This window comes from Microcoleus sp. MON1_C1, from assembly GCF_036701945.1.
In the GTDB taxonomy this organism is placed as follows: domain Bacteria; phylum Cyanobacteriota; class Cyanobacteriia; order Cyanobacteriales; family Microcoleaceae; genus Microcoleus.
The window spans coordinates 145,249-169,662 of the sequence record NZ_JAUBRO010000004.1 but is presented as its reverse complement, the minus strand read 5'-3'; the positions used below and the strand labels follow the sequence as shown (position 1 = coordinate 169,662).

The 24,414-nt window shown below is 46.9% G+C and carries 21 protein-coding genes; 10 read left to right on the top strand and 11 right to left on the bottom strand.

What is annotated here, in order from left to right:
* Window positions 1-46: 46 nt before the first annotated feature.
* The 4 genes from QUA62_RS03875 to QUA62_RS03860 are packed head-to-tail and all read right to left on the bottom strand — an operon-like array spanning window position 47 to window position 2,357.
* Window positions 47-1,138 carry an RNA-guided endonuclease TnpB family protein gene (locus QUA62_RS03875; protein ID WP_333402472.1) on the bottom strand — a complete coding sequence of 364 codons (1,092 nt, stop codon included), beginning with the start codon at window positions 1,136-1,138 and terminating at the stop codon, window positions 47-49.
* A gap of 43 nt (window positions 1,139-1,181) precedes the next feature.
* A complete protein-coding gene (locus QUA62_RS03870; protein ID WP_333402470.1) occupies window positions 1,182-1,613 on the bottom strand; it encodes a hypothetical protein in 432 nt (143 codons plus the stop codon).
* Complete coding sequence (locus tag QUA62_RS03865; RefSeq protein ID WP_333402468.1) at window positions 1,577-1,738, bottom strand: hypothetical protein; 162 nt, start codon at window positions 1,736-1,738, stop codon at window positions 1,577-1,579. The genes QUA62_RS03870 and QUA62_RS03865 overlap by 37 nt, the downstream gene beginning before the upstream one ends.
* A gap of 10 nt (window positions 1,739-1,748) precedes the next feature.
* The gene (locus QUA62_RS03860; RefSeq protein ID WP_333402467.1) at window positions 1,749-2,357 is read right to left on the bottom strand and encodes a COP23 domain-containing protein; all 609 of its coding nucleotides are present in this window, start codon (window positions 2,355-2,357) and stop codon (window positions 1,749-1,751) included.
* Between the two features lie 686 nt (window positions 2,358-3,043).
* Between QUA62_RS03860 and QUA62_RS03855 the strand changes: the two genes are divergently transcribed.
* Together QUA62_RS03855 and QUA62_RS03850 are read left to right on the top strand one after the other, a co-directional pair.
* A complete protein-coding gene (locus tag QUA62_RS03855) occupies window positions 3,044-3,649 on the top strand; it encodes a hypothetical protein (protein ID WP_333402464.1) in 606 nt (201 codons plus the stop codon).
* A gap of 138 nt (window positions 3,650-3,787) precedes the next feature.
* Entirely contained in the window at window positions 3,788-5,164 is a 1,377-nt protein-coding gene (locus QUA62_RS03850; RefSeq protein WP_333402462.1) for a cytochrome P450, read from the top strand.
* Window positions 5,165-5,704: 540 nt separating this feature from the next.
* Here the strand turns inward: QUA62_RS03850 and QUA62_RS03845 are convergent.
* Window positions 5,705-5,992 (bottom strand): hypothetical protein, encoded by a 288-nt coding sequence (locus QUA62_RS03845; protein ID WP_006632921.1) that lies wholly within the window; start codon window positions 5,990-5,992, stop codon window positions 5,705-5,707.
* 494 nt (window positions 5,993-6,486) lie between these two features.
* Here QUA62_RS03845 and QUA62_RS03840 point away from each other — a divergent pair, with 494 nt between their 5' ends.
* The 3 genes from QUA62_RS03840 to QUA62_RS03830 all read left to right on the top strand — a co-directional run bounded on the left by QUA62_RS03840 (window position 6,487) and on the right by QUA62_RS03830 (window position 8,958).
* Complete coding sequence (locus QUA62_RS03840; protein WP_333402460.1) at window positions 6,487-6,747, top strand: MoaD/ThiS family protein; 261 nt, start codon at window positions 6,487-6,489, stop codon at window positions 6,745-6,747.
* Window positions 6,748-7,248: 501 nt separating this feature from the next.
* Window positions 7,249-8,547 (top strand): threonine synthase, encoded by a 1,299-nt coding sequence (gene thrC, locus QUA62_RS03835; protein WP_333402458.1) that lies wholly within the window; start codon window positions 7,249-7,251, stop codon window positions 8,545-8,547.
* Window positions 8,548-8,682: 135 nt separating this feature from the next.
* Window positions 8,683-8,958 (top strand): MoaD/ThiS family protein, encoded by a 276-nt coding sequence (locus tag QUA62_RS03830; RefSeq protein WP_006632924.1) that lies wholly within the window; start codon window positions 8,683-8,685, stop codon window positions 8,956-8,958.
* 627 nt (window positions 8,959-9,585) lie between these two features.
* Here QUA62_RS03830 and QUA62_RS03825 read toward each other — a convergent pair.
* The 3 genes from QUA62_RS03825 to QUA62_RS03815 all read right to left on the bottom strand — a co-directional run bounded on the left by QUA62_RS03825 (window position 9,586) and on the right by QUA62_RS03815 (window position 13,814).
* Entirely contained in the window at window positions 9,586-11,472 is a 1,887-nt protein-coding gene (locus QUA62_RS03825; RefSeq protein ID WP_333216612.1) for a ribonuclease J, read from the bottom strand.
* Between the two features lie 267 nt (window positions 11,473-11,739).
* The gene (gene dapA, locus QUA62_RS03820) at window positions 11,740-12,663 is read right to left on the bottom strand and encodes a 4-hydroxy-tetrahydrodipicolinate synthase (RefSeq protein WP_333402456.1); all 924 of its coding nucleotides are present in this window, start codon (window positions 12,661-12,663) and stop codon (window positions 11,740-11,742) included.
* Window positions 12,664-12,770: 107 nt separating this feature from the next.
* On the bottom strand, window positions 12,771-13,814 hold the full coding sequence (locus QUA62_RS03815; RefSeq protein WP_333402455.1) for an aspartate-semialdehyde dehydrogenase: 1,044 nt from the start codon (window positions 13,812-13,814) through the stop codon (window positions 12,771-12,773).
* A gap of 118 nt (window positions 13,815-13,932) precedes the next feature.
* Between QUA62_RS03815 and QUA62_RS03810 the strand changes: the two genes are divergently transcribed.
* The 4 genes from QUA62_RS03810 to clpX all read left to right on the top strand — a co-directional run bounded on the left by QUA62_RS03810 (window position 13,933) and on the right by clpX (window position 18,634).
* On the top strand, window positions 13,933-14,088 hold the full coding sequence (locus QUA62_RS03810) for a hypothetical protein (RefSeq protein ID WP_333349429.1): 156 nt from the start codon (window positions 13,933-13,935) through the stop codon (window positions 14,086-14,088).
* A gap of 740 nt (window positions 14,089-14,828) precedes the next feature.
* Window positions 14,829-16,244, top strand: coding sequence for a trigger factor (tig, locus tag QUA62_RS03805; RefSeq protein WP_190734650.1), 1,416 nt, complete (start codon window positions 14,829-14,831; stop codon window positions 16,242-16,244).
* Between the two features lie 347 nt (window positions 16,245-16,591).
* Complete coding sequence (gene clpP, locus QUA62_RS03800; protein ID WP_015179195.1) at window positions 16,592-17,281, top strand: ATP-dependent Clp endopeptidase proteolytic subunit ClpP; 690 nt, start codon at window positions 16,592-16,594, stop codon at window positions 17,279-17,281.
* A gap of 9 nt (window positions 17,282-17,290) precedes the next feature.
* A complete protein-coding gene (gene clpX, locus QUA62_RS03795; protein ID WP_333287130.1) occupies window positions 17,291-18,634 on the top strand; it encodes an ATP-dependent protease ATP-binding subunit ClpX in 1,344 nt (447 codons plus the stop codon).
* A 240-nt stretch (window positions 18,635-18,874) separates the two neighbouring features.
* On the opposite strand, the gene QUA62_RS03790 is transcribed toward clpX, so the two are convergent.
* Window positions 18,875-20,932: a DNA polymerase III subunit gamma/tau gene (locus tag QUA62_RS03790; RefSeq protein WP_333402454.1), complete on the bottom strand. Its 2,058-nt coding sequence runs from the start codon at window positions 20,930-20,932 to the stop codon at window positions 18,875-18,877.
* A gap of 541 nt (window positions 20,933-21,473) precedes the next feature.
* Between QUA62_RS03790 and QUA62_RS03785 the strand changes: the two genes are divergently transcribed.
* Window positions 21,474-22,385, top strand: coding sequence for a hypothetical protein (locus QUA62_RS03785; protein ID WP_190660546.1), 912 nt, complete (start codon window positions 21,474-21,476; stop codon window positions 22,383-22,385).
* Window positions 22,386-22,402: 17 nt separating this feature from the next.
* Here the strand turns inward: QUA62_RS03785 and QUA62_RS03780 are convergent, their stop codons facing one another.
* Together QUA62_RS03780 and devC are read right to left on the bottom strand one after the other, a co-directional pair.
* Window positions 22,403-23,125 carry a DevA family ABC transporter ATP-binding protein gene (locus tag QUA62_RS03780; protein WP_333402453.1) on the bottom strand — a complete coding sequence of 241 codons (723 nt, stop codon included), beginning with the start codon at window positions 23,123-23,125 and terminating at the stop codon, window positions 22,403-22,405.
* A gap of 85 nt (window positions 23,126-23,210) precedes the next feature.
* Entirely contained in the window at window positions 23,211-24,371 is a 1,161-nt protein-coding gene (gene devC / locus QUA62_RS03775; RefSeq protein ID WP_333402451.1) for an ABC transporter permease DevC, read from the bottom strand.
* Between the last annotated feature and the right edge of the window lie 43 nt (window positions 24,372-24,414).

Below are 24,414 nucleotides of genomic sequence, written 5' to 3'. Positions count from 1 at the left end.
CGCTGTTGGGTAGACGGCTAATCCCAAGATAAGTAGGCTATCCCCCTCAAGCCGAGGGTTCCCAGTTTAAAATATTTAAACTCGCATTCAAATCACGATCTAAATATCTGCCACAAGCAGGACAGTCAAAAGTCCGAACGCTTAGTGGCATATCTTTTTTATTGCCACAATTAGAACAGGTTTTAGAGCTAGGAAACCATTGATCTACCAGCACTAAAGTTGCTCCATACATTTTGCACTTGTAATCAAGTTGGCGTTTGAATTCGTAAAATCCTAGATCGGATATGGCCCCAGCTAACTTGTGATTCGCCATCATGCCTTTTATATTCAAGTCTTCAATCAAAATTCGCTTGAAATTTTTGGCTAAATAAGTTGTTAACTTGTGAAGAAAATCTAGGCGAATGCAAGCTATCCGCGCGTGGAGTCGCCCGATCTTATTATAGGTTTTGCCTTGGTTTTGGGAGCCTTTTACCTGTTTTGATGCTTGGCGCTGCAAATTAGCAAGTTTGGTTTTCGCTTGCTTTAAGGGTTTTGGTGCATCAAAGACCTGCTGGTTTGACAGCGTGGCCGCATATTTAATGCCCACATCGATTCCCACGGATGCCTGAGACTGTTGAACTGGTAAACGTTCCGCGTCAACACAGAAGGAAACAAACCAACGACTTCCTTCTTTTGAAATCGTAAAAGTTTGAGACACGTAACCGCATTCTAGGGCTTCGTAGAGCCGAAAAGTTCCCAAGGTAGGAATCTTTATAGTGTTGCCAGCGCTTAGTAGAACTTTTCCGTTAGACGAATCGACTGTAAAAGATTGACCGTCTCGGCGACTAGCGAATCTTGGATGACCTGCTTTCCCAGAGCGATACCGACTAAACGCATCTTTTAGATCGATTAACGCATTTTGGTAAACTCGACTAGAAAACTGGTTCATCCAGCCGAATTCAGGCTTTTTCTTGACGTAGTTGGTGAGAACTTTTTTGACTTCGTTGATTACCTTCGAGTCTGTAAATTTCCCCTCACTATACATTTGAGTTCGCAGGCTTAATCCAAAATTAAATACTACACGCCGGAATCCTGCGTGTCTTGCCATCAAAGTCGCTTCGTTGTTATTCAATTTTAGCGCTCGTTTAACGGCAAACATAGAACTTCCTCAAGGGCGATTAAGTATGGAAAAGTTTAGCGAACTATTTAGCACTTAAGTCTTGCTCCAATAATTCCGCTGTTGGTTCACTTCCATCTTCAAAAGCATAGACGCCAAAATTTGGATCTCGATACTTGTCCCTACCGTTAATCTTAACCAAGAAACCTTTGGCATTAAAAATCGGGTCGCCACTCATACCGATTTTAACCTCATTTGTATAGCCCAATATAACCTTGAGGCAAAGATTTGGGTAGCAGCACCGAAACGAAGCCCGCGTCACCGCCAAAGCCCCAACCTCAGCACCCGCAGGAAAGCCGACTGCCAACACTGGCTCAGACTCCGCTCCCGGCTCAAGGCTGAATAGTGCTATTTTATACTCGCTCGCGCTGCGAAACTCAACGATCGCCAGATCGCTATTGCCCAGCCGCCTCGGAACTCCTAGCAGTGGGTGGAGGAAACCGTCGTCGGTGACCATTGTCCGATGATCGCCACAACGTGCCAGTTAGTCAGCACCGTATAGGTTTGGCCCTGCTGCCGGACGATCGTCCCAGAACCCGAAGATTTCCCCGTCGGGATGCGTACCGCTGTTTGACGCGCCAACTTTTCGACCTCAATCCTGGGAATTGGTGATGGGATGGAAAATTTGCCAATCTTTAAGGCTGTCCGAACGGTGAGGAAAAGGGGGCAGTTGCGCCCCGTCGGCAGTGTTTTCCCCTAGCTTTTCGCTGACATCAATGTAAGGAATTTTACTGGTTTCATCAAAAGACGGCATCCCGACATATCCTTGGCGCCAAGCCAACAAATTATACAAAGAGCCGATCGGGTCTTGGCCGGGTCGGAGGGTATAAATCAAATTTTGACACCGCCCATTGACTTGATTCGCCGTGCAGATGACGTTCTGGCCGTTCATTTGGCCCGCAGTAATGTACTTAAGCATTCGTCGGCGGCGATAGGTTTCGAGGCGTTGACTCACTAATTGACACCGAGTTGCCGGATCGTAACCAGAACCGGAGAAATAATCGGAAGTCCACTCAATCCAAGGCTCTACGGCACCTTGAGCGTTTTGGTACACCGTCACCGGCGCACCGGTCGAGGTACTGCACCAAAATCCACTTTCCCCCTGTGCTCGCCGAGCGTAACTAGGTTGAGAAGCAACCGTCAGGCCGGTGAGGGCGATCGCGGTTGCCACCAAAACTTTTGTCAATAATTGCTGTTTCATGATTTTTTCACTGTGTTTTATGAGATTTGGCACAAAATCAGCGAACGCTGCGATAACACCCTTGACACGCCTGTTCGTTACAGATCGGCTGACTGGGGAATTATGTGATTCACGACTTGACCAGAAAGCAGTTTTTTTTACGAAAACACTTCGTTGCAGCTCTTATGCCTGGTTAAAAAACCCGGTTTCTTTGCTCTTGATTCGTAAGTTTTGATATTGTTCGCGACTTGCACATTCCCTCTAACGGCGATTTCGGCGCTGTTAAAAAAGCGCTCCGAAGGCGAGCTTAAAATGCGCCCGCCAGTCTGAATTATGTTGTCATTACTACTAATCCAACTCAGGCTGTCGCAAACCGGAAAGAGGCTCTTGGTCTCAGACATTGGGATGGCTCGATTTGCAACGGTACATCTGACCACTGACACGGTATTTGGTATCACTTACGCTCTAGGTCGCTAGCTTTATCTGCTGAGATACGGAGACGCCAGGGTTGCACATATGAGGGGTATTACCCTATGTGCCTGATCGAACACTAAATTGAACGTATTAACCAGAACTCTTAACTTGTTTTCCTCTCCGGATTAGGGATACCTAGAAATACTTCTAAGTGAGTGTAATCAGGGAGTAAGTGCTTTCTACCACCAAAGTTCATCTTCGGTACACTAACGTTTAGTTGAGTATTAAAAACTATGAACCGTATCTGCAAACAGTTCGGGTATTTAGCGACTGGATTAATTCTGACCGGCGCTAGCAGTTGTTCTAGCTATGATGCAGCTAACTCTGCCGAAAACCAGAGGCAATTCCCAGCAAGCGCGCCTCAGTTCCCACACTTGCAACTAATGGGAAATCAAATTGAGGCTCGATCGAGTCAATTAACGCAGTCCTCTAACTCTGTTGCCTCAGTTTTAGGCAGTGTGGCAGTCTCAGAGAATACTGGCACCGTTACGGTTTATAAGGTAGACAATCTGTGTCAAACTCTGAAGCCTGAAACAGTTACAGGCCCAGACAACCAGTTAATGTCATCGGCGGTTAATGAAGTGTTAAAGCAGCAGATTTTCGATAGTCTTGGTTTGGCTGGTTATCGCCTCAAGATCGATCGCGACCTCGGAATAGCTACCGTGGATCTGCGAGCCTCCGGAAATTCGCGGCAGAAATTGCAAAATTTGTCCAGTTGTCAAATGTTAGGTTTGTTCGGGGGCGTGCGCCAAACTTTAACCAGTTATGCTCCTTGGCAAATCAAAACTGTTCGTTTTACAGAGCTTGGAGAGGATATTTTGAGCACCGTTCGAGAATAAGCTATTAAAATTATTGGAGATGGGACTTACGCAATTCTCCCCTTAAAAACAAGGGTTGGGAGAGATTGAACAAACCTTCATATCCTTTGAGATTTGTTGATACTGCTAAGTCCTGTGACCCAAACCCCGGTAATTCCTATGACGCTACCTAACGGCCCCAAAGCTCCACCCTTTGTGCAGCTAATTCAATGGATCGGCGATCCGCTGACATACATGGATAAATGTGCCAAACAATACGGCGACATTTTCACAGCTCAAGTGAACAACGGGAAACCATTGGTGATGATCCACCACCCGCAAGCTGTCCAGGAGATGCTCAATAGCAGCGCGTTTCACGCTCCAGGGACGCTGAATAGTATTCTCAAACCGCTCGTGGGAGAACAATCCATGTTTATCCTCTCAGGAGAAAGGCACAAACGCGAGCGCCAATTATTGATGCCACCTTTTCACGGGGAACGGATGCGGAATTACGGCCAACTAATTTGCGATATCGCTCAAGATGTTGCCAGCAAGTGGTCGGTCGATCGACCTTTTGTGGCCCGCAGCGCGATGCAGGAAGTCACCATGGGGGTAATCCTGCAAGCTGTCTTCGGCCTGGATGACGGGCCGCGGTTGGAAGAGATCAAGCCCCTACTTGCCTCAGTCGTGGATATGACTGGTTCTCCGTTGCGATCGAGTATGCTGTTTTTCGGCTGGATGCAGCAAGATTGGGGCTCTTGGAGTCCTTGGGGACGCATGAAACAGCGGAAGCAGAAACTTGACGATCTGATATATGCCGAAATTGAAGAACGCAGGCTGCAACCAGACGCCAACCGCACCGACATTCTCAGCTTAATGATGGCCGCCCGCGACGAAAACGGGCAACCCATGACCAATGAAGAATTGCGCGACGAGTTGATGACGCTGCTGCTTGCAGGCCACGAAACCACAGCAACGGCCCTAGCTTGGGCGTTTTACTGGATTCACAACTTGCCCTCGGTGCGCCAGAAGTTGCTGCAAGAATTGGACAGTTTGGGAGAAAATCCCGACCCGATGGAGATTTTCCGCTTACCTTACCTGAGTGCAGTTTGTCAGGAGACGCTGCGAATTTACCCGGTCGCAATGCTGACGTTTTCGCGAGAAGTTCTCACGCCCGTGGAACTGATGGGACACCAACTCGAACCGGGTACGGTTGTCATCGGCTCGATTTATTTGACCCACAGACGGGAGGATTTGTATCCAGAACCGCTGCAATTTAAACCGGAACGGTTTTTGGAGAGACAATTCTCGCCTTACGAGTATTTGCCCTTTGGAGGTGGCAGCCGCCGCTGTATCGGCTTGGCGCTGGCGCAGTTGGAGATGAAACTGGTGCTGGCCACCATTTTGCGGGATTTCGACCTAGTATTGGCCGAGAACAAGTCCGTACAGGCCAAACGCCGAGGGGTGACTTTAGGGCCGGCCGGCGGCGTGCGGATGGCTCTGCTGGGGCGGCGGATGCGGCAACAGAAGCCTGAACCTGTTGCTAGTGGGGTTTAAAGTCGCAGCCGTTGCAGGGGGCGATCGAACTTTCTGCTTTGAGTGCCCACCATTTAGGGAGAAGGTGCGATCGTCCGCCAAGGCCACCATTTTTTGTAGCACCCGCTACAGATAAATAGCTAGAATCCTTAACCTGTAACCCTCGCCCCCTCTTACTTTTCAAATTTTCAGTCTAAAATGATATGAACCTTGCAAACACAGCCTGAAAACAAAAGTGGGTGATTGCAATAGTCCTCTTGATATCTCAAAAGCCTGCCTGCCATACTTTAAAAACATATGCATACCCTGTTATTCAGCAAGGTCGGAAGCGTGTTGGCATTGCCAGCAATCTTCCGGCCTCTTTATTTTTTGGGCTACTTGAGGCATTGGAGACAAGATGTAGAAGGCAAGGCAAAAGTATAAATTCTCCCCCTGTCCTCGTCTCCCCCTGTCCCCAATCTAGAGCTTCTGCCTCTAATTCCAATAGAATCCGACAGCAAGTTTAAGGAATCACTAAGGAATAATTAATAACTTGTTAAATTATCTCCTTCTGCCCTTCTCTCAATCTTCTGTTTTCAGAAATTCCGATACCGAGACAGACTTCGGGAGACTCTCCAGATCTTGAATTTCGCTTTCGTGGGCAAAAAACTCGACTTCTTTGTCGTCAATCTGGATCTGATAGCTAGCGGTAGCTGTCACAACCCGTCGCTTTTTTTTATCTTCTATTAAAACCCAACACACGACAGGTCTTACCCATCTCTCAACGTGCTGGCTTTGCTTCGTGCTCCCAAAGGCATACCAGCCTTTAGCTTCAATAATTTGAAGCACTTTAAAATCGTTATTTGCCATATATCTCTATCGCGTTAACTTCAGTATTCTTCTTAGATAGAACGGCTAGCTTGCTAAGCAGGGCATAGGTTGGGCAATTCCAAGCCGCACTAAATAACCTGATTTTTACTCAGGAGAAGCGGGTTTGCCGGGCCTTGTCTGCGTTGTTGCTTGCTAAATGTATGGCGAGCTTTTTGGACTCTCCCACAATTACCGTAAAGTATCTATACCGCATCCTCAAAAATTATTATCGCATTAGCCTCAACAGCAGCAAACTAGACCTTAGCTAGCTGCATCTAACTGGACGCCAACTGCTTCTAACGCCTGGTTGGTGAGAGCGATCGGCATACAATCTTGTTAAGACTTTTTGCTGCAATCAACTATCATCTTTACCCGATGGGGTAAAACTTAACTAGAGGTTGCCGCTTTCAATTCTAAGCCTCGGCGCGCCTAATTCCTAATTAATTGTATGGTGTAGTTGATAATTGCCAAACCGTCGATCGCACTAAACTACCGTGTCTGACTCTTCAATTACCGTCACAGTTAAACTGTTCGCCGCCTTCGGTGAAGCCTACGGCGTTTCGGAACTTACATTAGAACTTCCTCCCGAAACCCCAGTGTCTCAAGTGCTCGAAAGGTCGATCGCCCAATATCCTCAATTAGAACAATGGCGCGATCGCACCCGCTTCGGGATCAACCTGGAATTCGTCTCCCCCGACACCATCCTCCAAGACGGCGACGAAGTTGTACTCATCCCCCCCGTCAGCGGCGGGTAGGCTAAGTTGGTTAATCTGAAATGTTGCACCATTCTCAATAAGCTTTTTATGAACAGGCTTTCCGGCCTGTTCCACAAGAGATGAATTTTATTGTGGAACAGGCTGGAAAGCCTGTTAAGCGAGAATGGTGCAACATCTCAGTTAATCAAAAATTCGAGGTTTTGTAGTTGTGTTCGATCGCACGACTGATTAATTGTTAGCCCAAAAAAGATTTATTAAGTTTTGTAACAATTCCGTCGGCAAATCATCCTTGAGCTCGATCGGGTTCGCGTGCCAGCCTGACAATCTGGATTCCCAGCCCGATCCTGAAAACAAGTCAAATCCTTGTGGGGTGGGCGTCTCGCCCGCCCAAACATCCAAGTTAAATACATTATTGTTTAACTCAAAAGTAACTGAAAAATCAATCCCGACTAAAAAAATCGGGTATGGTTGACGGGGTAAATTGACCGTGCTAATCTTGCACAAGAATTAGAAAACATCGCAAAACTAGAGAGTTGAGCTATGACCCAGGCGACCAGAACCCAATCCACAGCAGCAACCTTCACAGCCCTCAAATGTAAAGAATGCGGCGAAGAGTACGCACTCCAAGCCAAGCACGTCTGCGATTGCTGTTTTGGCCCGCTTGAAGTCAAGTACGACTACGACGCCATCCGCCGCAGCGTCACTCGCCAAACCATCCAAGCCGGCCCCAACTCGATCTGGCGCTACCGCGCATTTTTACCAGTCGCTACAGATAACGTCATCGATGTCGGCACTGGGATGACTCCTCTATTAAAATCCCACCGCTTGGCGCGCCGCCTCGGTCTAAAAAATCTTTATATTAAAAACGATGCCGTCAATATGCCCACTCTCAGCTTCAAAGACAGAGTGGTGTCAGTCGCCCTCAGCAGAGCCAGAGAATTGGGTTTCACAACTGTATCCTGTGCCAGCACCGGCAATTTAGCTAACTCTACGGCTGCGATCGCAGCCCACGCCGGACTCGACTGCGTAGTCTTCATCCCCTCAGACTTAGAAGCAGGCAAAGTTCTCGGCACTCTGATTTACAATCCAACTGTCATGGCAGTTCACGGCAACTACGACCAAGTTAACCGCCTGTGTTGCGAAGTCGCCAATACACATGGCTGGGGATTTGTCAATATAAACTTGCGTCCCTACTATTCTGAAGGCTCAAAAACCCTCGGTTACGAAGTTGCCGAACAGCTAGGCTGGCAATTGCCAGATCACATCGTCGCTCCCCTCGCCTCCGGCTCTTTGTTCACAAAAATTTACAAAGGTTTTCAAGAATTCATCGAAGTCGGTTTAGTTGACGAAAAGAAAGTTCGGTTCAGCGGCGCCCAAGCTGACGGCTGTTCCCCCATCGCCCAAGCATTCCGCGAAGACCGTGATTTCGTAAAACCGGTGAAACCGAATACAATTGCTAAGTCGATCGCGATCGGCAATCCAGCCGACGGTATGTACGCCTTGGAAATCGCCCGCAAAACCAACGGCAACATTGAATCCGTCAGCGACACCGAAATCATCGAAGGCATGAAACTGCTAGCAGAAACTGAAGGCATATTCACAGAAACTGCAGGTGGCACGACAATCGCAGTCTTGAAGAAACTCGTAGAAGCAGGTAAAATCAATCCCGATGAAACCACCGTCGCTTACATCACCGGCAACGGTTTGAAAACGCAAGAAGCAGTTCAAGGCTACATCGGCGAACCCATCACCCTCGAACCGAAACTAGAAGCGTTCGAGCGCGCCCTAGAACGCGCCCGCACGCTCGAACGCTTAGAATGGCAACAAGTTTCGGTTTAACAGCTATTAGCCAGTAGTCGGCAGTCATTAGTCATTGCTTGTTAAGCTGTTGACTGATGACTACTGACTGATTACTGAGGACTAATGACTGAGGACTAATAACTAATAAATGACTACTGACTAAGGACTAAAAAAATGACCGTCAAAGTTTTAATTCCCACTCCCCTGCAAAAATTTACCAACAATCAAGCCACCATCGAATGCGCCGGCGATAACATTTCCGAACTCATTGAATCGCTGGAAACAAATTGTCCCGGCATCAAAAAAAGCCTGTGCGACGAAAAGGGAGAACCCCGGAGATTTCTCAACTTCTACGTCAACAGCGAAGACATCCGCTTTTTAGATGGCTCAAAAACTGCTCTCCAAGATGGCGATGAAGTCAGCATTGTTCCTGCTGTTGCTGGTGGCTGATTAGTTTTAAAATAAACGCAAGTGAACGCAGATAGTTATTTAAATCTATCTGCGTTCACTTGCGTTTATTTACGGTTTAAAAACTACTCCTTCCCTAACCGAGAAAATCCTACAAATCCCGGATTTGGTAAGTAGGTGTCATCCTGTTTCCCTTCCGCTTAAAAGGTTTGGGAAAGAGACTCCCAGAGTAAACCGTGTCCAAACACAGCAGTAAAAATAATTGCAAAAACACCCAAATCCACCGGCTTTTTCCTGCGGGCCTTCCAAAAACTTGTAGCGATTGGGGGCTTTCTCTAAGACTGCTTCCTGAAATAAATCGAGTCGCAACTCTTCAATCTTGACAAGTTTAAATGTCTTAGCAAGATAGAGCTCATATCAAATCCGTTGACATCGGAATGATTCATCTCTCTCTTCCCTTTCTCCGTATCCTCTGCGCCCTCTGCGGTTTAATCATTCCAATACAACCGGAATTCATATCAGGAGTTACGTCGATCTGTACTGACGTTTTTTGAGGTGGAGGTACTTATGAAATCAAATCTAGGTTTGTAGTTGCGCTTGGGTACCCAAGCGCAACTACAAAACCTAAAACTCCTTTCTTGGTTGGCAGTGCGTCCGAGAATTATCGCCCTAAGAAGCTGCCCTTGCAGCAGTCCGGGGACGGCGCCGGCCCGTCACCTGATTGGCAGGAGATGGCAAGGATGGGGATGATGGCGATGATGGCGAGGGGGATGATGGCGATGATAATAGCTTAGGTGCTTCCAGGGAACCTGGAGATACTGCTGCCTTTTCCGATCGCACTGCTTCTTCAGGAATTTGCATCAGGAATACCAGCATTGGATTGCTTTGCAGTTCGCGGCGCATTACCCGCTGAATTGCTTTTTCTATTTGGGTTTGCACTCCTACCCAGTCAATGTCAACTTGCGAGTCAGCAGTGGCGGGTTTGACAAATTCTGACCAGCGATCGCTCAAAACAGTTTCAATGGTTTGAGTGATTAATTTGATCACCTCCGCGCGATCGGCTGATGTCACTACACCTTTCAAGTGAACTTCTGGTTTAGCAACTAATTTGCCTTCCCAATTCAAAGCGGCTGCTACAGTTACAACGCCATCTCCGGCCAACTGCTGACGTTCCTTGAGGACGCTCGCTTTGACAACGCCTGATCGAGAAGAATCTACTAATTCAATTCCTGAAGGCACTTGACCAGCGACTCGGATTGAATTTTCGGTCAACTCTACGACATCGCCGTTGTCAATAATCACCATATTGCTAGCGGGAATGCCCATGCTTTGAGCCGTCTTGGAGTGCTGGATCAGCATCCGGTGTTCCCCGTGCACTGGCAAGAAGAACTTGGGACGAGTCATGTTAATCATTAACTTTTGGTCTTCTTGACAACCGTGACCCGAAACGTGAATGCCTTTGTCGCGGCCGTAAACCACGTGTGCTCCCAGCATCATCAGTTTATCGATCGTGTTTACCACTGCGATCGTATTTCCCGGAATCGGATTAGCTGAGAAAATGACTGTATCGCCCTTTCTGATTTTCAGTTCGTGATGTTCGCCGTTAGCAATGCGAGTCATCGCCGCCATCGGTTCGCCTTGGGAACCTGTAGTTAAAATCAGTACCTTGTCTTCAGCCAAATTGCGGATTTCTTTGAGCGGTTTGAAAATACTATCTTCGCATTTGATGTAGCCGAGATTGCGGCAGTGAGCGATGACGTTAAGCATCGATCGGCCAACCACTCCGACATACCGATTGTTTTTCTTAGCCAAGTCCAAAACAATTTGCAATCGGTGTACCGACGAAGCAAAAGTCGTCAGCATCACTCGTCCCGGTGCTTGAGCGATAATTCTATCTAAATTGGGCGCCACAGAACTTTCCGAAGCGGTAAAACCGGGAACTTCCGAGTTAGTAGAATCGCTGATCAAGCACAGCACGCCTTTCTCGCCGTACTCGGCCAGCTTTTGCAAATCAAAATGCTCGCCGTCTACAGGAGTGTGGTCAATTTTAAAGTCTCCCGTGTGGATCACAATTCCCACGGGAGTGTGAATTGCCACAGTAAAACTGTCGGCCATCGAGTGAGTGTTGCGAATGTATTCGACTAAGAAATTCTTGCCAATTCTGACAGTATCCCTCGGTCGAACCGTTCTCAATTCAGTGCGGTGAGACACTCCGGCTTCTTCGATTTTTCCCGCTAGCAAAGCCATCGCCAAACGGGGGCCGTAGATGACCGGAATTTCAAATTGTTTGAGGTGATAAGGGATGCCGCCTATGTGGTCTTCGTGACCGTGAGTCACGATCATACCTTTAATTTTGTGGCTGTTCTCCCGCAGGTAAGTCATGTCTGGGAGGACAATATTTACCCCGTGCATTCCATCTGTAGGGAACGCTAAACCGGCATCTAAAAGAATGATTTCGTCGCCGTACTCGAACACACAAGTGTTTTTACCGATTTCGTGCAGCCCGCCGAGGGGAATAACTTTTAGAGCAGATGCAGTTGTATTTTTGTTGATCATGCGTATCCTTTGTTAGTTATTTTTGTTATTGGTCTGTGGTCTGTCGTCTGTCGTCTGTCGTCTTTCGTCTACTGTTCGTTGGTAGGGCGATATTTTTCCAAATATTTATGGAAAACTCCCTGGCGGGTTTTACTATCCCGTACAGTCAGTTGTCTTAGGCCTTCATTCTTCTATCTTCAGTCTTTAATCCTTGACTGTTAGCTACTTACTAACACTTAATTACTAATGACTGATGACTAAGAACTAATGACTGATAACAACCAATATTCAGTTGTCTGAAAACTCGTTCTCGCTCGTCTTGCTAGCTGATACTGCGGCTAGCTGATTCAGTACGTCCTTTAACTTTTGAGTTACCTCAACGGGCGGATCGCACAGTGGCGGACGGGTGGAGCCTACATCCCAGCCTTGAAGTTTGAGAGCTGTCTTGACGGGAATGGGATTTGTGGTGAGAAAAAGAGCTTTAAACAGGTCAAAAAGTTGCAAGTGAATCTGGGTAGCGACTTGAACTTGACCGGCCTCGAAAGCTTCGATCATCTGTTGCAGCTGCTCTCCTACCAGATGGCTGGCTACGCTAACTACACCAGATCCTCCTACCGCCAACATTGGCAAAGTTAGGGAATCATCTCCAGAATAGATGGCAAATTCAGGGGATGTCAAGCACCGAATTTGACTTGCTTGATCCAAGTTGCCACTTGCTTCTTTTACGGCCACAATGTTGGGGATTTCTGCCAATCGAGCCACCGTCTCCGGCAACATATTCTGACCTGTGCGACCGGGGATGTTATATAACATTATAGGCAATTCTGGAGCAGATTGCGCGATCGCCCGAAAATGATTGTACAAACCTTCTTGCGGGGGTTTGTTGTAATAAGGAACCACCTGCAAACAGCCGTCTAACCCGAGTTTAGCTGCTTTTTGGGTAGCTGCGACTGCTTCTGAAGTAGAATTCGATCCGGCTCCTGCGATTACCAACGCCTTACCGACCACCGCCTTTTGTACCACCTGAAATAATTCGTACTCTTCATCCCAGGTCATAGTGGGAGACTCGCCTGTAGTGCCGCACACTACCAAGCTATCTGTACCGCGCTCGGCTAAATGAACTGCCAATTGTTCTGCTACCGCATAGTTAACGCTGCCGTCTTCCTTAAACGGCGTAATCATTGCAGTCAGAACCCGTCCAAACTTTACCACACTTTCTCCGATTTTAGAGTGTTGATTTTTGATTTTAAATTTTAGATTTCAGATGAAAGGTTTATCTAAAATCCCCAATTTCAATTTCCCAATTGCCAGAATTTCCGCTAATTAGAAGCCGCGGCCACTTGGGTTCGCAACAAATTTTTTTGGATCAGCAATTCAGCTATCTGCACCGCATTTAAAGCCGCCCCTTTGCGAATTTGATCGCCCGACAGCCACATCTCCAACCCGCAGGGGTGAGAAATATCTTGGCGAATCCTGCCAACTAACACCTCATCCTTACCGCTGGCTTCTGCGGGCATCGGGAAATAATTAGCTTGCCAGTCTTCTACCAGCTTAACCCCGCTTGCCTGCTTTAAGATTTCCCTGGCCTCGATCGCGCTAAAAGGCTCTGCAAACTCTAGATTAATCGCTTCCGAATGAGCACGCAGTACGGGAACCCGCACACAAGTTGCCGTAATTTTAATCTCGTCCGTACCAAATATCTTCCGAGTTTCGTTTACCATTTTCATCTCTTCTTCACAGTACCCCAAATCGTTAATGGGGGTGTTGTGCGGAAACAAATTAAATGCTAAGGGGTAGGGAAATATATCTGTTTTGGGCGTTTCCCCCTGCAAAATTGCTCTTGCTTGAGCTTTCATTTCCTCCATTGCCCTTGCCCCCGCCCCGCTGGCAGACTGGTAAGTGGCTACAACGATGCGCTGTATCGGCCTAACTTTGTGAAGTGGCCAAACAGCAACTGCCATCAAAATCGTCGTGCAGTTCGGATTAGCAATTATACCTCGGTGAGCTGCGGCCGCTTGGGGATTCACTTCAGGAACCACTAGCGGTACGGTCGCATCCATGCGGAAAGCGCTAGAATTGTCAATGACTACTGCTCCGGCTGCCACCGCTTGCGGAGCCCATAATTTAGAAGTAGAGCCGCCGGCCGAGGCGAGTACCAGATCTACATTATCAAACGATCGCGCCGAAACTGCTTCGACCGGCAGCATCTCGCCGCCAAAAGGCAAGGTAGTGCCTGCTGAACGCTCCGAAGCCAGAAGCTTCAAGTTAGAAATCGGAAAACTCCTGCTGTGCAAGAGTTCTAGCAACTCGGCCCCGACTGCGCCGGTGGCTCCTAAAATGGCAACTCGATAGGATTGAGACAAATTAGTTTCCTCCACAAAATAAACTCTAAACGATCGAAATCAAAAATTTAAATAACTGCAATTCTCAATATCAAACTTAATTAATGTTATGCGACATCAGGAGCATGAGAGGATAGCAATGGTGCAGTTAAGCGAAAAGGGCGATCGAACTTCCCGATCGATCCGTGCGATCGTACCCAGTGCCAGTTTAGCATCTTTTGCCAATCGCCCACGCCCAATCCGCATCCGGTTAAGTTTTGCGATATATCTGCATTTTCGCAGGCGCATCCATTGACTTTGACTGGCCGCAGAGGCCGGCAAGATTGACATCACAGGGCGATATGTGCTATGGTGCATCGGCAATTAGTGGACTTAACCTCCACATTCCTAGCAGCAAAAGCTAGTATCCTCAAACCAAAACTATTTGGCAAGAGCCAAAAAAGTAGCCGGAAATGACTTACAGTCTCATCCGGTAAAGGTGTTGTAGTTGTGCCGTTACGAGTCAAAGCGTACAAAATTAAAATGCAGGCAAAGTCAGATTTGTATGTATTTTATCAAGGAAATTGGGTCTAAAACCCTGTCCTTCTAGGACGGCTTTAATTTCTTAAATCCCTTCCTAAAAGTCAGGAAATTTCTAGTAGACTACAGTAGTCAAGGTTAAACTCCTGCGCCATAGTGCATAAAAACAGTTAACGACACACTTTTAGGCGTAAACCGGGGGACAAAGAGCGGCGAAAACTCTATAAACAGCTAGGGGCTTAACACAGTTCCTTTAACCAGAGAAACCAACTATTTAGTCTTGTTAAGTAGGGTAGGGCAAACCCGAACTCTAGGTAAATATCCTAGTACGCTTTTGGAGATAGACCCTCTGGGATGACTGCGAATCAGGCTCGTTAATTGGTAGGATTTCTACGGTTAAAAAGTTTGAGTATTGCCGAAAGGACGCAACATTTTAAGGTCAGTCGCTGAATTAAGAATCCCTGTCCTTTAGGTCAGGGAGTGTCAATACACTATTGTTAAATATCAAAAAAGCCGATGAAAGTAACCCAGGAAAAACTTCCAGCTAGCCAAATTGGTCTGGAAATCGAAGTACCGTCAGAAAAGTCAAAACAAGCTTACGAGCAAGTAATTAAACAATTTGCTCGCGAGGTTAATATTCCTGGGTTCCGCAAAGGCAAAGTTCCCCGTCAAGTTTTGCTACAGCGCCTAGGCCAGACTCGTTTGAAGGCGACGGCTTTGGAAAATTTGATTAATGATTCCCTGCAAAAAGCCCTCGAACAAGAAAAAATTGCCGCAATTGGCAGTTTTGAACTTCGCACCGAGTTTGAAGAATTACTAGCTAAGTTCGATCCAGAACAGCCTCTGATTTTTTCGGCGAAGGTTGATGTACAACCAGAAGTGAAAATGGGTCAGTACACAGGTTTGCAGCTTCAAGCAGAAGAAGCTAAGTATGATGAGGCTCAGGTAGATGAGGTTCTGGCAAAATATCGATCGGACAAAGCTGCTTTAATCCCCGTAGAAGGCCGGCCGGCTCAGTTGGGAGACATGGCTTTGGTTGATTTCTCCGGTAGATTTGCCGAAGCACCTGAAGGCGAAACTCCCGCAGAAATTCCCGGCGGTCAAGCAGAAGACTTTCAAGTAGAATTATCGGAAAATCAGTTTGTACCGGGCTTTATCCAAGGCATGATCGGGATGAATCCAGGAGAAACTAGAGAAGTTTCTGTACAGTTCCCCGATGAGTATAGCAGTGAAGAACTAGCAGGAAAACCGGCAGTATTTACGATTACTCTCAAAGAACTTAAGGAAAAAGAATTGCCGGAGTTGGACGACGACTTCGCCCAAGAAGTCAGCGAGTTTGAAACTTTAGCAGAACTGCGCGAATCGCTCGAAACTCGGTTTAAAGCAGACCAAGAAAACAAGACATCCGCTAATAAGGAAAAAGCTATATCAGCAGCCCTCGTGCAGCTAATAGAAGTGGAAATTCCCGAAACAATGGTCGATCGCGAAATCGATTATTTGTTGAATCAACAAGCCGTCCAATTGAAAAATTACGGCATAGATATCAACCAACTGTTTACCGAAGAAAATATGGGCCCGATGCGGGAACGCTCGCGCCCGGAAGCAATCGAGCGCCTCAAGCAGAATTTAGCTCTGGCAGAAATAGCCAAGCTGGAATCCTTATCTGTTGAACCAGCAGAAGTAGCAGCCGAAGTAGCCAAAATCAGAAAGCAGTTTCCCAAAGGAGATTTTGACCCCCAAAGGTTGCAGGAATTTGTAGCAGAAGACTTGCTAAAACAAAAAACCCTGAAATGGTTGGAAGAAAAAGGGACAATCGAACTCCTACCTGAAGGCTCTCTGACTCCTGCTGCTGCAGAATCAGAAGAATCAGACGCTGAAGATTCAGCAGAAGCAGCCACGAGCGTTGAAGTGGAAGTCGTAGGCGAAGAATAGAACTTAATGCGTTCAAATGTCCTAATTGGGGGCATGAAATGAACCGTGATTTTAACGGCGCACCCGATCCTTAACTACAAGCTCCGGGTGCGCCCGATCCTTACTAAAAGCTCGCGGTGTCCACTAGAAGCAGCGATGATTTACCAGTAAGTATTTTAACTCATTCACCCCGCGAGCCTTGCGAGTCACTCCAGCGTTGCGCCCAGCGCAGAAAGCACTTTCAAAACTCAAAACTCCCCATCCCCCCGATATCCGTTCAGAAGAGGCATAATAGTTAAAAGCTGGCGGCTTAATTTAAAGCTTTCATCAGCAGCAGCAAATTGTCTAGAATCCTTGACTGGTGTCTTATGGTTGTATCTCAATCTTCCAATTACCTAATTACAAGCTATAACGATTTTGATGTCAGTTCCAGCCCCAGCAATGTAGTGCCGATGGTACTAGAACAGTCGGGGATGGGCGAGCGGGCCTTTGACATTTACTCGCGCTTGCTGCGGGAGCGAATTGTGTTTTTAGGAACTCCCGTAACCGACGAAGTTGCTGACTCAATAGTGGCTCAGCTATTGTATCTAGATGCCGAAGACCCAGAGAAAGATGTCCAAATGTACATAAATTCCCCCGGCGGCTCGGTGACGGCCGGCATGGCAATTTATGACACAATGCAGCAAATCCGCCCGGATGTGGTGACGATTTGTTACGGTTTGGCAGCCAGTATGGGCGCATTTCTGCTGACAGCAGGAGCCCACGGTAAGCGGATGTCTCTTCCGAGTTCCCGGATTATGATCCACCAGCCGCTTGGAGGCGCTCAAGGTCAAGCAGTTGATATTGAGATTCAAGCCAAAGAAATCCTTTATCATAAGCGTAAGCTGAATCAACTGCTAGCGCACCACACGGGTCAACCGATCGAGAAATTAGAGGCTGATACAGAGCGCGACTTTTTTATGTCAGCCGAGGAAGCCAAAAATTACGGTTTGGTCGATCGAGTTATCGCTAAAGAAAACCTTCCGGCGGCGGGAGAGAATGTCACTGCACTGAATTAAGAGGCTGTTATGTCTAAGTACGACTCCCATCTAAAATGTTCGTTTTGTGGCAAGTCTCAAGAGCAAGTACGCAAGTTGATCGCAGGGCCCGGGGTGTATATCTGCGACGAATGCGTAGACTTGTGCAATGAAATTTTAGATGAGGAGTTGTTTGATTCGAGTGCAGTGCCTGCAACGGCGGTGCCCCCGAAGCAGGAAACGACGCAAAAGCGCCGCGCTACCTCGGGCAAAAGTATGTTGATGAGCCAAATTCCGAAGCCGAGGGAAATTAAAAATTACCTCGACGAAAACGCGATCGGGCAAAATGAGGCGAAAAAGGTGCTCTCGGTGGCTGTTTACAACCACTACAAGCGCCTGAGCTTTATCCATGCCAAAAATAGTGGCAAGCACCCGCCGGAAGAAGTAGAACTGCAAAAATCGAATATTTTGTTAATCGGGCCGACGGGCTGCGGAAAAACTCTGCTGGCTCAGACTTTGGCGGATATGCTGGACGTACCGTTTGCGGTGGCTGACGCGACGACGCTGACCGAAGCAGGCTATGTCGGGGAAGATGTGGAAAATATTTTGCTGCGGCTGCTGCAAGTGGCAGATATGGACGTGGAAGAGGCGCAGCGCGGAATTATTTATATTGATGAAATTGACAAAATAGCCCGCAAGAGCGAAAATCCTTCGATAACGCGGGATGTGTCGGGTGAAGGCGTGCAGCAGGCGCTGCTGAAAATGCTTGAGGGGACGATCGCGAACGTACCTCCCCAAGGCGGGCGCAAGCATCCCTACCAAGACTGCATCCAAATTGATACTAGCAATATCATGTTTATCTGCGGCGGTGCTTTTGTCGGTCTGGAAAAAGTGATAGAGCAGAGAACTGGCAAAAAGTCAATGGGTTTTATTCAGCCCGGAGAAGCTCAGCCGAAGGAAAAGCGGGCTGCTGATGTACTCAAGCAACTGGAACCGGAGGATTTGGTGAAGTTTGGGATGATTCCTGAGTTTATCGGGCGGGTGCCGGTGGCGGCGGTGTTGGAACCGCTGGATGAGGAAACGCTGATGGCGATTTTGACGGAGCCCCGAAATGCTTTGGTTAAGCAGTATCAAAAGCTGCTGAAGATGGATAATGTGCAGTTGGACTTTAAGCCAGAGGCGATTCGGGCGATCGCCCAGGAAGCATACCGCCGCAAAACTGGAGCGCGGGCGCTGCGGGGAATTGTCGAAGAATTGATGTTGGATGTGATGTACGAGTTGCCGTCGCGCAAGGATGTGGCCCGGTGTACGATTACTAAGGAAATGGTCGAGAAGCGATCGACGGCTGAGTTGTTGGTACTTCCGTCTTCGCTGCCCAAGCCAGAGTCAGCTTAAAAGTAGATATTCACAATCACTAGGTGACTCTAATTAAACCTAAAACTTTTAGGGTATTAAGAAACCTGGAAGGGCGGCCACTCTTAGCACCGCCCCTACTACAAAAACCGGGTTTCTCGGTTTTTTTTAGTGATCTGTAGCAATCCTTGCATCATTGGTGATTTCTTACTCCCTCCCCGCGGGTTCGGGGAGGGTTGGGGTGGGGTAAAAAATTTACGACTCCTGCAAGGATTGCTATACTTACCAATCTATAAAATCATCCTCACCTAACTCAGAAGATAACTCGGGAAAATCCGGTTCAGATTCCAATCTAAAAGTTTCCGACTCCCAAATCTCCAAGTCACCCGACAAATCGACTACTTCCCCGTCAAACATATCAGCCAATTGCCTAGCCGTATTCGCGACATATTGAGCGTCATCACGCACCGCTATAGCCTGAGCGTTAAAGTCATTTTGAGAGTCTGTAGAACCGTTTGTGGGCGATCGCGATTCGGAAATTGCCGGCACATTAACGGCGGTATTTTCAGGCGTTGGCGGGTGCTTTTGTTCTTCTCCACCATTCCCCAAAAAATCATCTGTAATCTCAGAATCCGCCGACTTCTGCACCTGTTGGCCCGCATCACTCACAGGATGAGAATTCCTGGGATTTTCGCCAACACGTCCGTTAGAACTAGGCAAATCCTTGGCGCGGGAACTATTAGTTTCAGCGGGATTTGTCAAGCCCACTTTTACTGTTACTCGACGGTTAAAAATTTGCAAAAAAGCTTCTTCAATATTAGCTACTTTGTCTTTAACCATATTGAGCAACGGTTGCGAACTAATCTTAACATGAGCAGTATTATTGCTGAAAATTACTAGCTGTCCATGTTGGCGAAGCAGCGATTGAGTTCCATGCGGCCGCACGCGCTCAAGTACCTGTTCCCACACTCGATTTAAATCGATTTCATCGGCTGAATTAGTCTGTGAATAATTTGTTTGATTCGTTTCAGCAGTTGGTACAGGTGCGGGAATCGCTGCAGGAGGTGGGCTTTCTGTTCGATTAGCCACAGGCTGCGACTGAGGTGGATGATTTTGCGAATGGGAAACTGAAGATTGTTCAATATTAGATATCTGACTCCCCCCCTTGCTAAGGGGGGGTTGGGGGGGGTGAATTTGTGATGGAGCAATATTTTTAGCTGGTTCGGCTGTTGGTTGCTGCTGAGTTCTAATTGCTGAGGGCAGCAATCCCAACAGCGTTACTTCCAGCCACAAACGCGGCTGAGTAGTGTTTTTAATTTGCACTTCGTGGGTTTGCAAATGTTTCTGACCTGCTAAAATTAACTCGGCATCCCAATTGCGGGCAAAATTGCAAAGTTTTTCCCAAGTTGCAGATGTTAAAGCTACTAAATCTGACCGTTTCGGTGCAGATGAGGCTATTAGCAAATCTCGGTAAAAGCTCGCGAGACTTTGCAGCACGATTAGCGGTTCCCGACCGCGATCCATGAGATGGCGGGTCATGTCTATTAATGCTGTAGCGTTATCTGTATCAATAGCTTGCAGCAACTCCATTAAGTCATTCTCGGGGACTGCACCGACTAAATCCCAAACTTTTTCAACTGTTACTTCACCCTGAAATAAGCTTAGTTGGTCGAGCAAACTTTCGGCATCTCGCAGACCTCCTTGGGCGATTTGAGCAACCATTTGTACTGCATCGCTGGCAATATTTATGTTTTCTAATTTGGCAATTTTGTGCAAATGAGCAATCATTGCATCGAGGGGGATGCGGCGGAAGTCGAACTTTTGGCAACGAGAAATAATAGTTGGTAATACTCTTTGTGGGTCGGTTGTGGCGAGAACGAATACAACGCGATCTGGCGGCTCTTCTAATGTTTTTAATAAGGCATTAAATGCCTGGGTACTGAGCATATGAACTTCGTCGATTACATATACTTTATAGCGGCACTGTACGGGAGCAAATTGAGCTCGTTCGATCAAATCCCGAATGTTATCTACTCCGGTGTTGCTGGCGGCGTCAATTTCTATGACATCTAGTGTGGAACCTCGGGCAATTTCTTGGCAAACGTTGCATTTGCCACAGGGTGTGGGGGTGGGGGCAACCGTAGAAATACAGTTAAGGGATTTGGCGAAAATTCTGGCACTAGAGGTTTTACCGGTGCCTCTGGGGCCGGTGAATAGATATGCTGGTGCTATGCGCTCTTGTAGGATGGCGCTGGTGAGGGTTTGGGCGATCGCCTCTTGACCGACTAATTCGGCAAATGTCTGAGGGCGATATTTGTGGTGCAGGGGTTCGTAGGTCACGATCGAATATTGGTGGTATTAGCTGTAATCTTAGCTAAGGAGACGTTGTTCGATCGCACCATAGCCAGACTCTGACAGCAAGCCGCCCGGTGGGCTTGCACGGCGGGAGTGAGCCAACAGTAGGAATTAGCACTCTCCCAACGTCCGCCCCTCGATCGTCCGGGCGATCGTCGGCTGTTCTCCTTGATGTTTTCCGCTGCTGGCTCCCAGAGTTACTATTAATTTATGTGTATTTCTTTTTATTTTTCTAGAAACGGAGACCGCCGAACAAACATTTTTTTTAGATATATTGGTATAATATATTACAGACAATTCACCATTTCTATTTGCCAGTGCCAGCGCGCGATTTTCCGATATTTCGGAAACCTGCTTGCAGTTAAAGATAAAGTATTAATTAGAGGGTGCGTGCTCCAGTTGCAGAAATCCAGTTGTACCAAGATGATGGTGGAATGATGTCAATGTTGGTTGATCCAGTTGCACTACCAGCTCTACTCTGGAGTTTTGTATAAATCTAGCGTCAAATTTTACCCTTTAAAAGCCCATGTCAACCCAAATAATCCTTGTAGAACCAAGGTTGGCAGTAGCCTCTCCCAAACCTAAACAGGCTAAACCCGGAGATCCGTCCTCAGACCAACTCTTCATGGGAGCGTCGGGATTACTGTTATTATTGCTTATCGGTTTAGCAGTGTTTACCAAGCTAAAACTCGACGATTTGAGCAAAAAGCTCAAATTTGAGGAGTTTAGAAATCGAGAACTCCAGAAAAAATACAAAATGGCTCTGGAAACCATGCTAAAGATGGAAAAGAATCCCGACCTTATCCACTCGCGAGACTTTAATTTAGACTACCTGAGAATGCGGATGGCGGAAGAAGTCTTTCACTTTGCCATTGTGAACCAGATCAAGGTAAAAGTTAAAGAAAAAATTAGTATTGCCCTGCGTCCGACTCAGGGGGCAGTGGGAGATAAAAATGGGAATGCGGGCAGCGGCAGGCAAGTGGATTCGATGTTTGATATCGAATACGAAACTGGCGATCCGGCAATAAAAATAGAAAAACGCGTGCTGTTTCGGATTCAAATTAAGTTGATGAAACTGCCGACTCAGGCAACATCAGCGACAATTAATCAAATTATTGACTGTTTGGAAACTTATCTGAGTCCTTCAGACGACCACGACAGTTGGCAGCCCACAATTCAAGGTCGCATCGTTCATATTGAGTGGGATCAAAAAGCCAAGCCGACGCCGATGTTGGTGCTGGAACAGTCGAATGAAGGGGTGAATGTTACCTTTAGGACTACGAGAACGCCTGCCGGCAGACCTGCAAATGCCACTGAGGGCCAATTGGTAGGAGCTAAGGGTCAAAAAAGTAGCAAAAGTAGTTCTAAAAGTCCAGCCAAAGGTGGGACAAAAAGTCCTGCTAAGGTAGGAGGAAAGCGTCCCGTTTCTCGGAAATAAGTGTAGGTGGGTTAATATTATTTTCCCGAAAGAATGCCGGTTGCCACCTTTGTTGATGTGTCTTGTGCGAGGTAGCCGTCTTCCATGTGAATAATGCGATCGGCTATGTCTAAAATGCGGTTGTCATGGGTGACAAGCAAAATAGTGCAGTGCTGTTCTTTTGCCAAACCTCGCATAATTTCTACCACATCTCGACCTGATTTACTGTCTAGTGCTGCTGTGGGTTCGTCTGCTAATACTAATTTCGGCTGGCTGACTAATGCCCGGGCGATCGCAACTCTTTGTTTCTGGCCACCAGAAAGACTGTCCGGGTAATAATCTATTCTTTCTCCCAAGCCTACAGCTTGCAGCATTTCCTCTATTTTATCATTAGTTTCTTGGGGAGAAAGATGACTGTGCAGTTCTAAAGACATTTGCACATTTTGCCTAGCTGTCAAGCATTTGAGCAAATTGTGAGCTTGGAAAATATAGCCGATGTCGCGGCGGATTTTAACTAATTTATTTTTCGGCGTTCCCCGCAATTCTTGACCAAGAATTTTCAGACTACCTTCTTGGATCGATCGCAAAGCTCCAATCAAGGTTAACAATGTTGTTTTACCAGACCCCGAAGGCCCTGTCATCAGCACGATTTCGCCCGGATAAATTTCGAGGTTGATGTCAAATAATGTCTGTTTGCGAAGTTGTCCTTCGCCGAAGGAATGATTGAGATTTTTAATCGAGACAACTGGTAAAGTATTCATTGGTAATTTGTAGCTGTTAATTGGTAATTGGTAATTGGTATTTCCTTCTTCCTTTCTTCCTTCTTCCTTCTTCCTTCTTCCTTCCTTAAAAAATATCCGCCGGGTCAGCCGCCTGCAACTTCCTAACTGCGATCGCCCCCGACACAGCACACATGACAACTGTCATAATAAAAACAGTCATAGCTTTCGCCAAAGTCATATACATCGGCAAACTCGTAGCACTTCTCCCTAAATTGTACAGCACCAAAGAAACTCCAAACCCTGGCAAATAGCCAAGAATTGCCAAAATCAAAGCCTCTTGAAACACCACACCCAAAAAGTAAATATCCTTATATCCCATCGCCTTGAGCGTAGCGTATTCTGGTAAATGATCGGTAACATCAGTATAAAGAATTTGATAAACAATCACTATCCCAACGATAAATCCCATTGCCGCGCCGAGTGTGAAAACAAATCCAATGGAGGTACTTTCCTGCCAATATTTTTTTTCAAAATCTACAAACTCTTCTTTAGTAGAAATTCTCACATCGTTCGGCAAAGTTGCCCTCATTTTATCAACAACAGCCTTAACATCTGTTCCCGGCTGCAAGTGAACAATACCTATATCGATTAAACCTCTTGTTCTCCGCGTCGAAAAAATCCGCATAAAGTTCAAATCGCTGGTGACAAGATTTCCGTCTGCACCGAAAGATGCCCCTATAGTAAATAAACCATTTACCCTAACGCGCCGATTGTCAACTTCTGTTTCAACAACTTTTCCCTGTTTGAAATATTCTGCTACCGGCCCAAACTCCGGCCGGGAAGCTTGGTCAAATAAAACCACATCCGAAATTTTGATTTTGTCCAAATTATTTTGGATTTCAGGCAGATCAAAGATGGGATGAGCGGGGTCAAAACCGATTACCATCAATTGGCGAGTATTTCGCTGGTTGGGGTCGGGGTTTTTCCACAATCCAAAGCCTAAATATACCGGGCTGATTGCTGTAACGCCGTCAAAACTCAAAGCTTGATACAAGCGACGCTGGGGAAAACTTTTCATGGCTATTAAAGCCGTAGACTGGGTGCTGCTGATAAAAATATCTCCTTTTAACTTCGAGTGAAAGGTGATGGAGCTTTCAAATAGCGCGTCTCTAAATCCAAACTGCATAAACATTAGCAAGTCAGCAAATCCAATGCCGGCTAGGGCGATTACTAAGCGCATTCTTTCGCGGGTTAATTGTGCCCAAGCTAGTGGTATTTTTGCCATAAGAGTCTATTTTAGATTTTAGATTTTAGATTTTAGATTTTAG

Excerpts from the sequence above, each read along its gene's own strand:
- QUA62_RS03825 (WP_333216612.1), bottom strand. The coding sequence starts at position 11,472 with ATGATCAACAAAAATACAACTGCATCTGCTCTAAAAGTTATTCCCCTC.
- QUA62_RS03870 (WP_333402470.1), bottom strand. The coding sequence starts at position 1,613 with ATGGTCACCGACGACGGTTTCCTCCACCCACTGCTAGGAGTTCCGAGG.
- QUA62_RS03780 (WP_333402453.1), bottom strand. The coding sequence starts at position 23,125 with ATGAATACTTTACCAGTTGTCTCGATTAAAAATCTCAATCATTCCTTC.
- tig (WP_190734650.1), top strand. The coding sequence starts at position 14,829 with ATGAAAGTAACCCAGGAAAAACTTCCAGCTAGCCAAATTGGTCTGGAA.
- QUA62_RS03785 (WP_190660546.1), top strand. The coding sequence starts at position 21,474 with ATGTCAACCCAAATAATCCTTGTAGAACCAAGGTTGGCAGTAGCCTCT.
- thrC (WP_333402458.1), top strand. The coding sequence starts at position 7,249 with ATGACCCAGGCGACCAGAACCCAATCCACAGCAGCAACCTTCACAGCC.
- QUA62_RS03875 (WP_333402472.1), bottom strand. The coding sequence starts at position 1,138 with ATGTTTGCCGTTAAACGAGCGCTAAAATTGAATAACAACGAAGCGACT.
- QUA62_RS03850 (WP_333402462.1), top strand. The coding sequence starts at position 3,788 with ATGACGCTACCTAACGGCCCCAAAGCTCCACCCTTTGTGCAGCTAATT.
- clpX (WP_333287130.1), top strand. The coding sequence starts at position 17,291 with ATGTCTAAGTACGACTCCCATCTAAAATGTTCGTTTTGTGGCAAGTCT.
- devC (WP_333402451.1), bottom strand. The coding sequence starts at position 24,371 with ATGGCAAAAATACCACTAGCTTGGGCACAATTAACCCGCGAAAGAATG.
- QUA62_RS03860 (WP_333402467.1), bottom strand. The coding sequence starts at position 2,357 with ATGAAACAGCAATTATTGACAAAAGTTTTGGTGGCAACCGCGATCGCC.
- QUA62_RS03855 (WP_333402464.1), top strand. The coding sequence starts at position 3,044 with ATGAACCGTATCTGCAAACAGTTCGGGTATTTAGCGACTGGATTAATT.
- QUA62_RS03810 (WP_333349429.1), top strand. The coding sequence starts at position 13,933 with ATGGTGCAGTTAAGCGAAAAGGGCGATCGAACTTCCCGATCGATCCGT.
- QUA62_RS03830 (WP_006632924.1), top strand. The coding sequence starts at position 8,683 with ATGACCGTCAAAGTTTTAATTCCCACTCCCCTGCAAAAATTTACCAAC.
- QUA62_RS03845 (WP_006632921.1), bottom strand. The coding sequence starts at position 5,992 with ATGGCAAATAACGATTTTAAAGTGCTTCAAATTATTGAAGCTAAAGGC.
- clpP (WP_015179195.1), top strand. The coding sequence starts at position 16,592 with ATGGTTGTATCTCAATCTTCCAATTACCTAATTACAAGCTATAACGAT.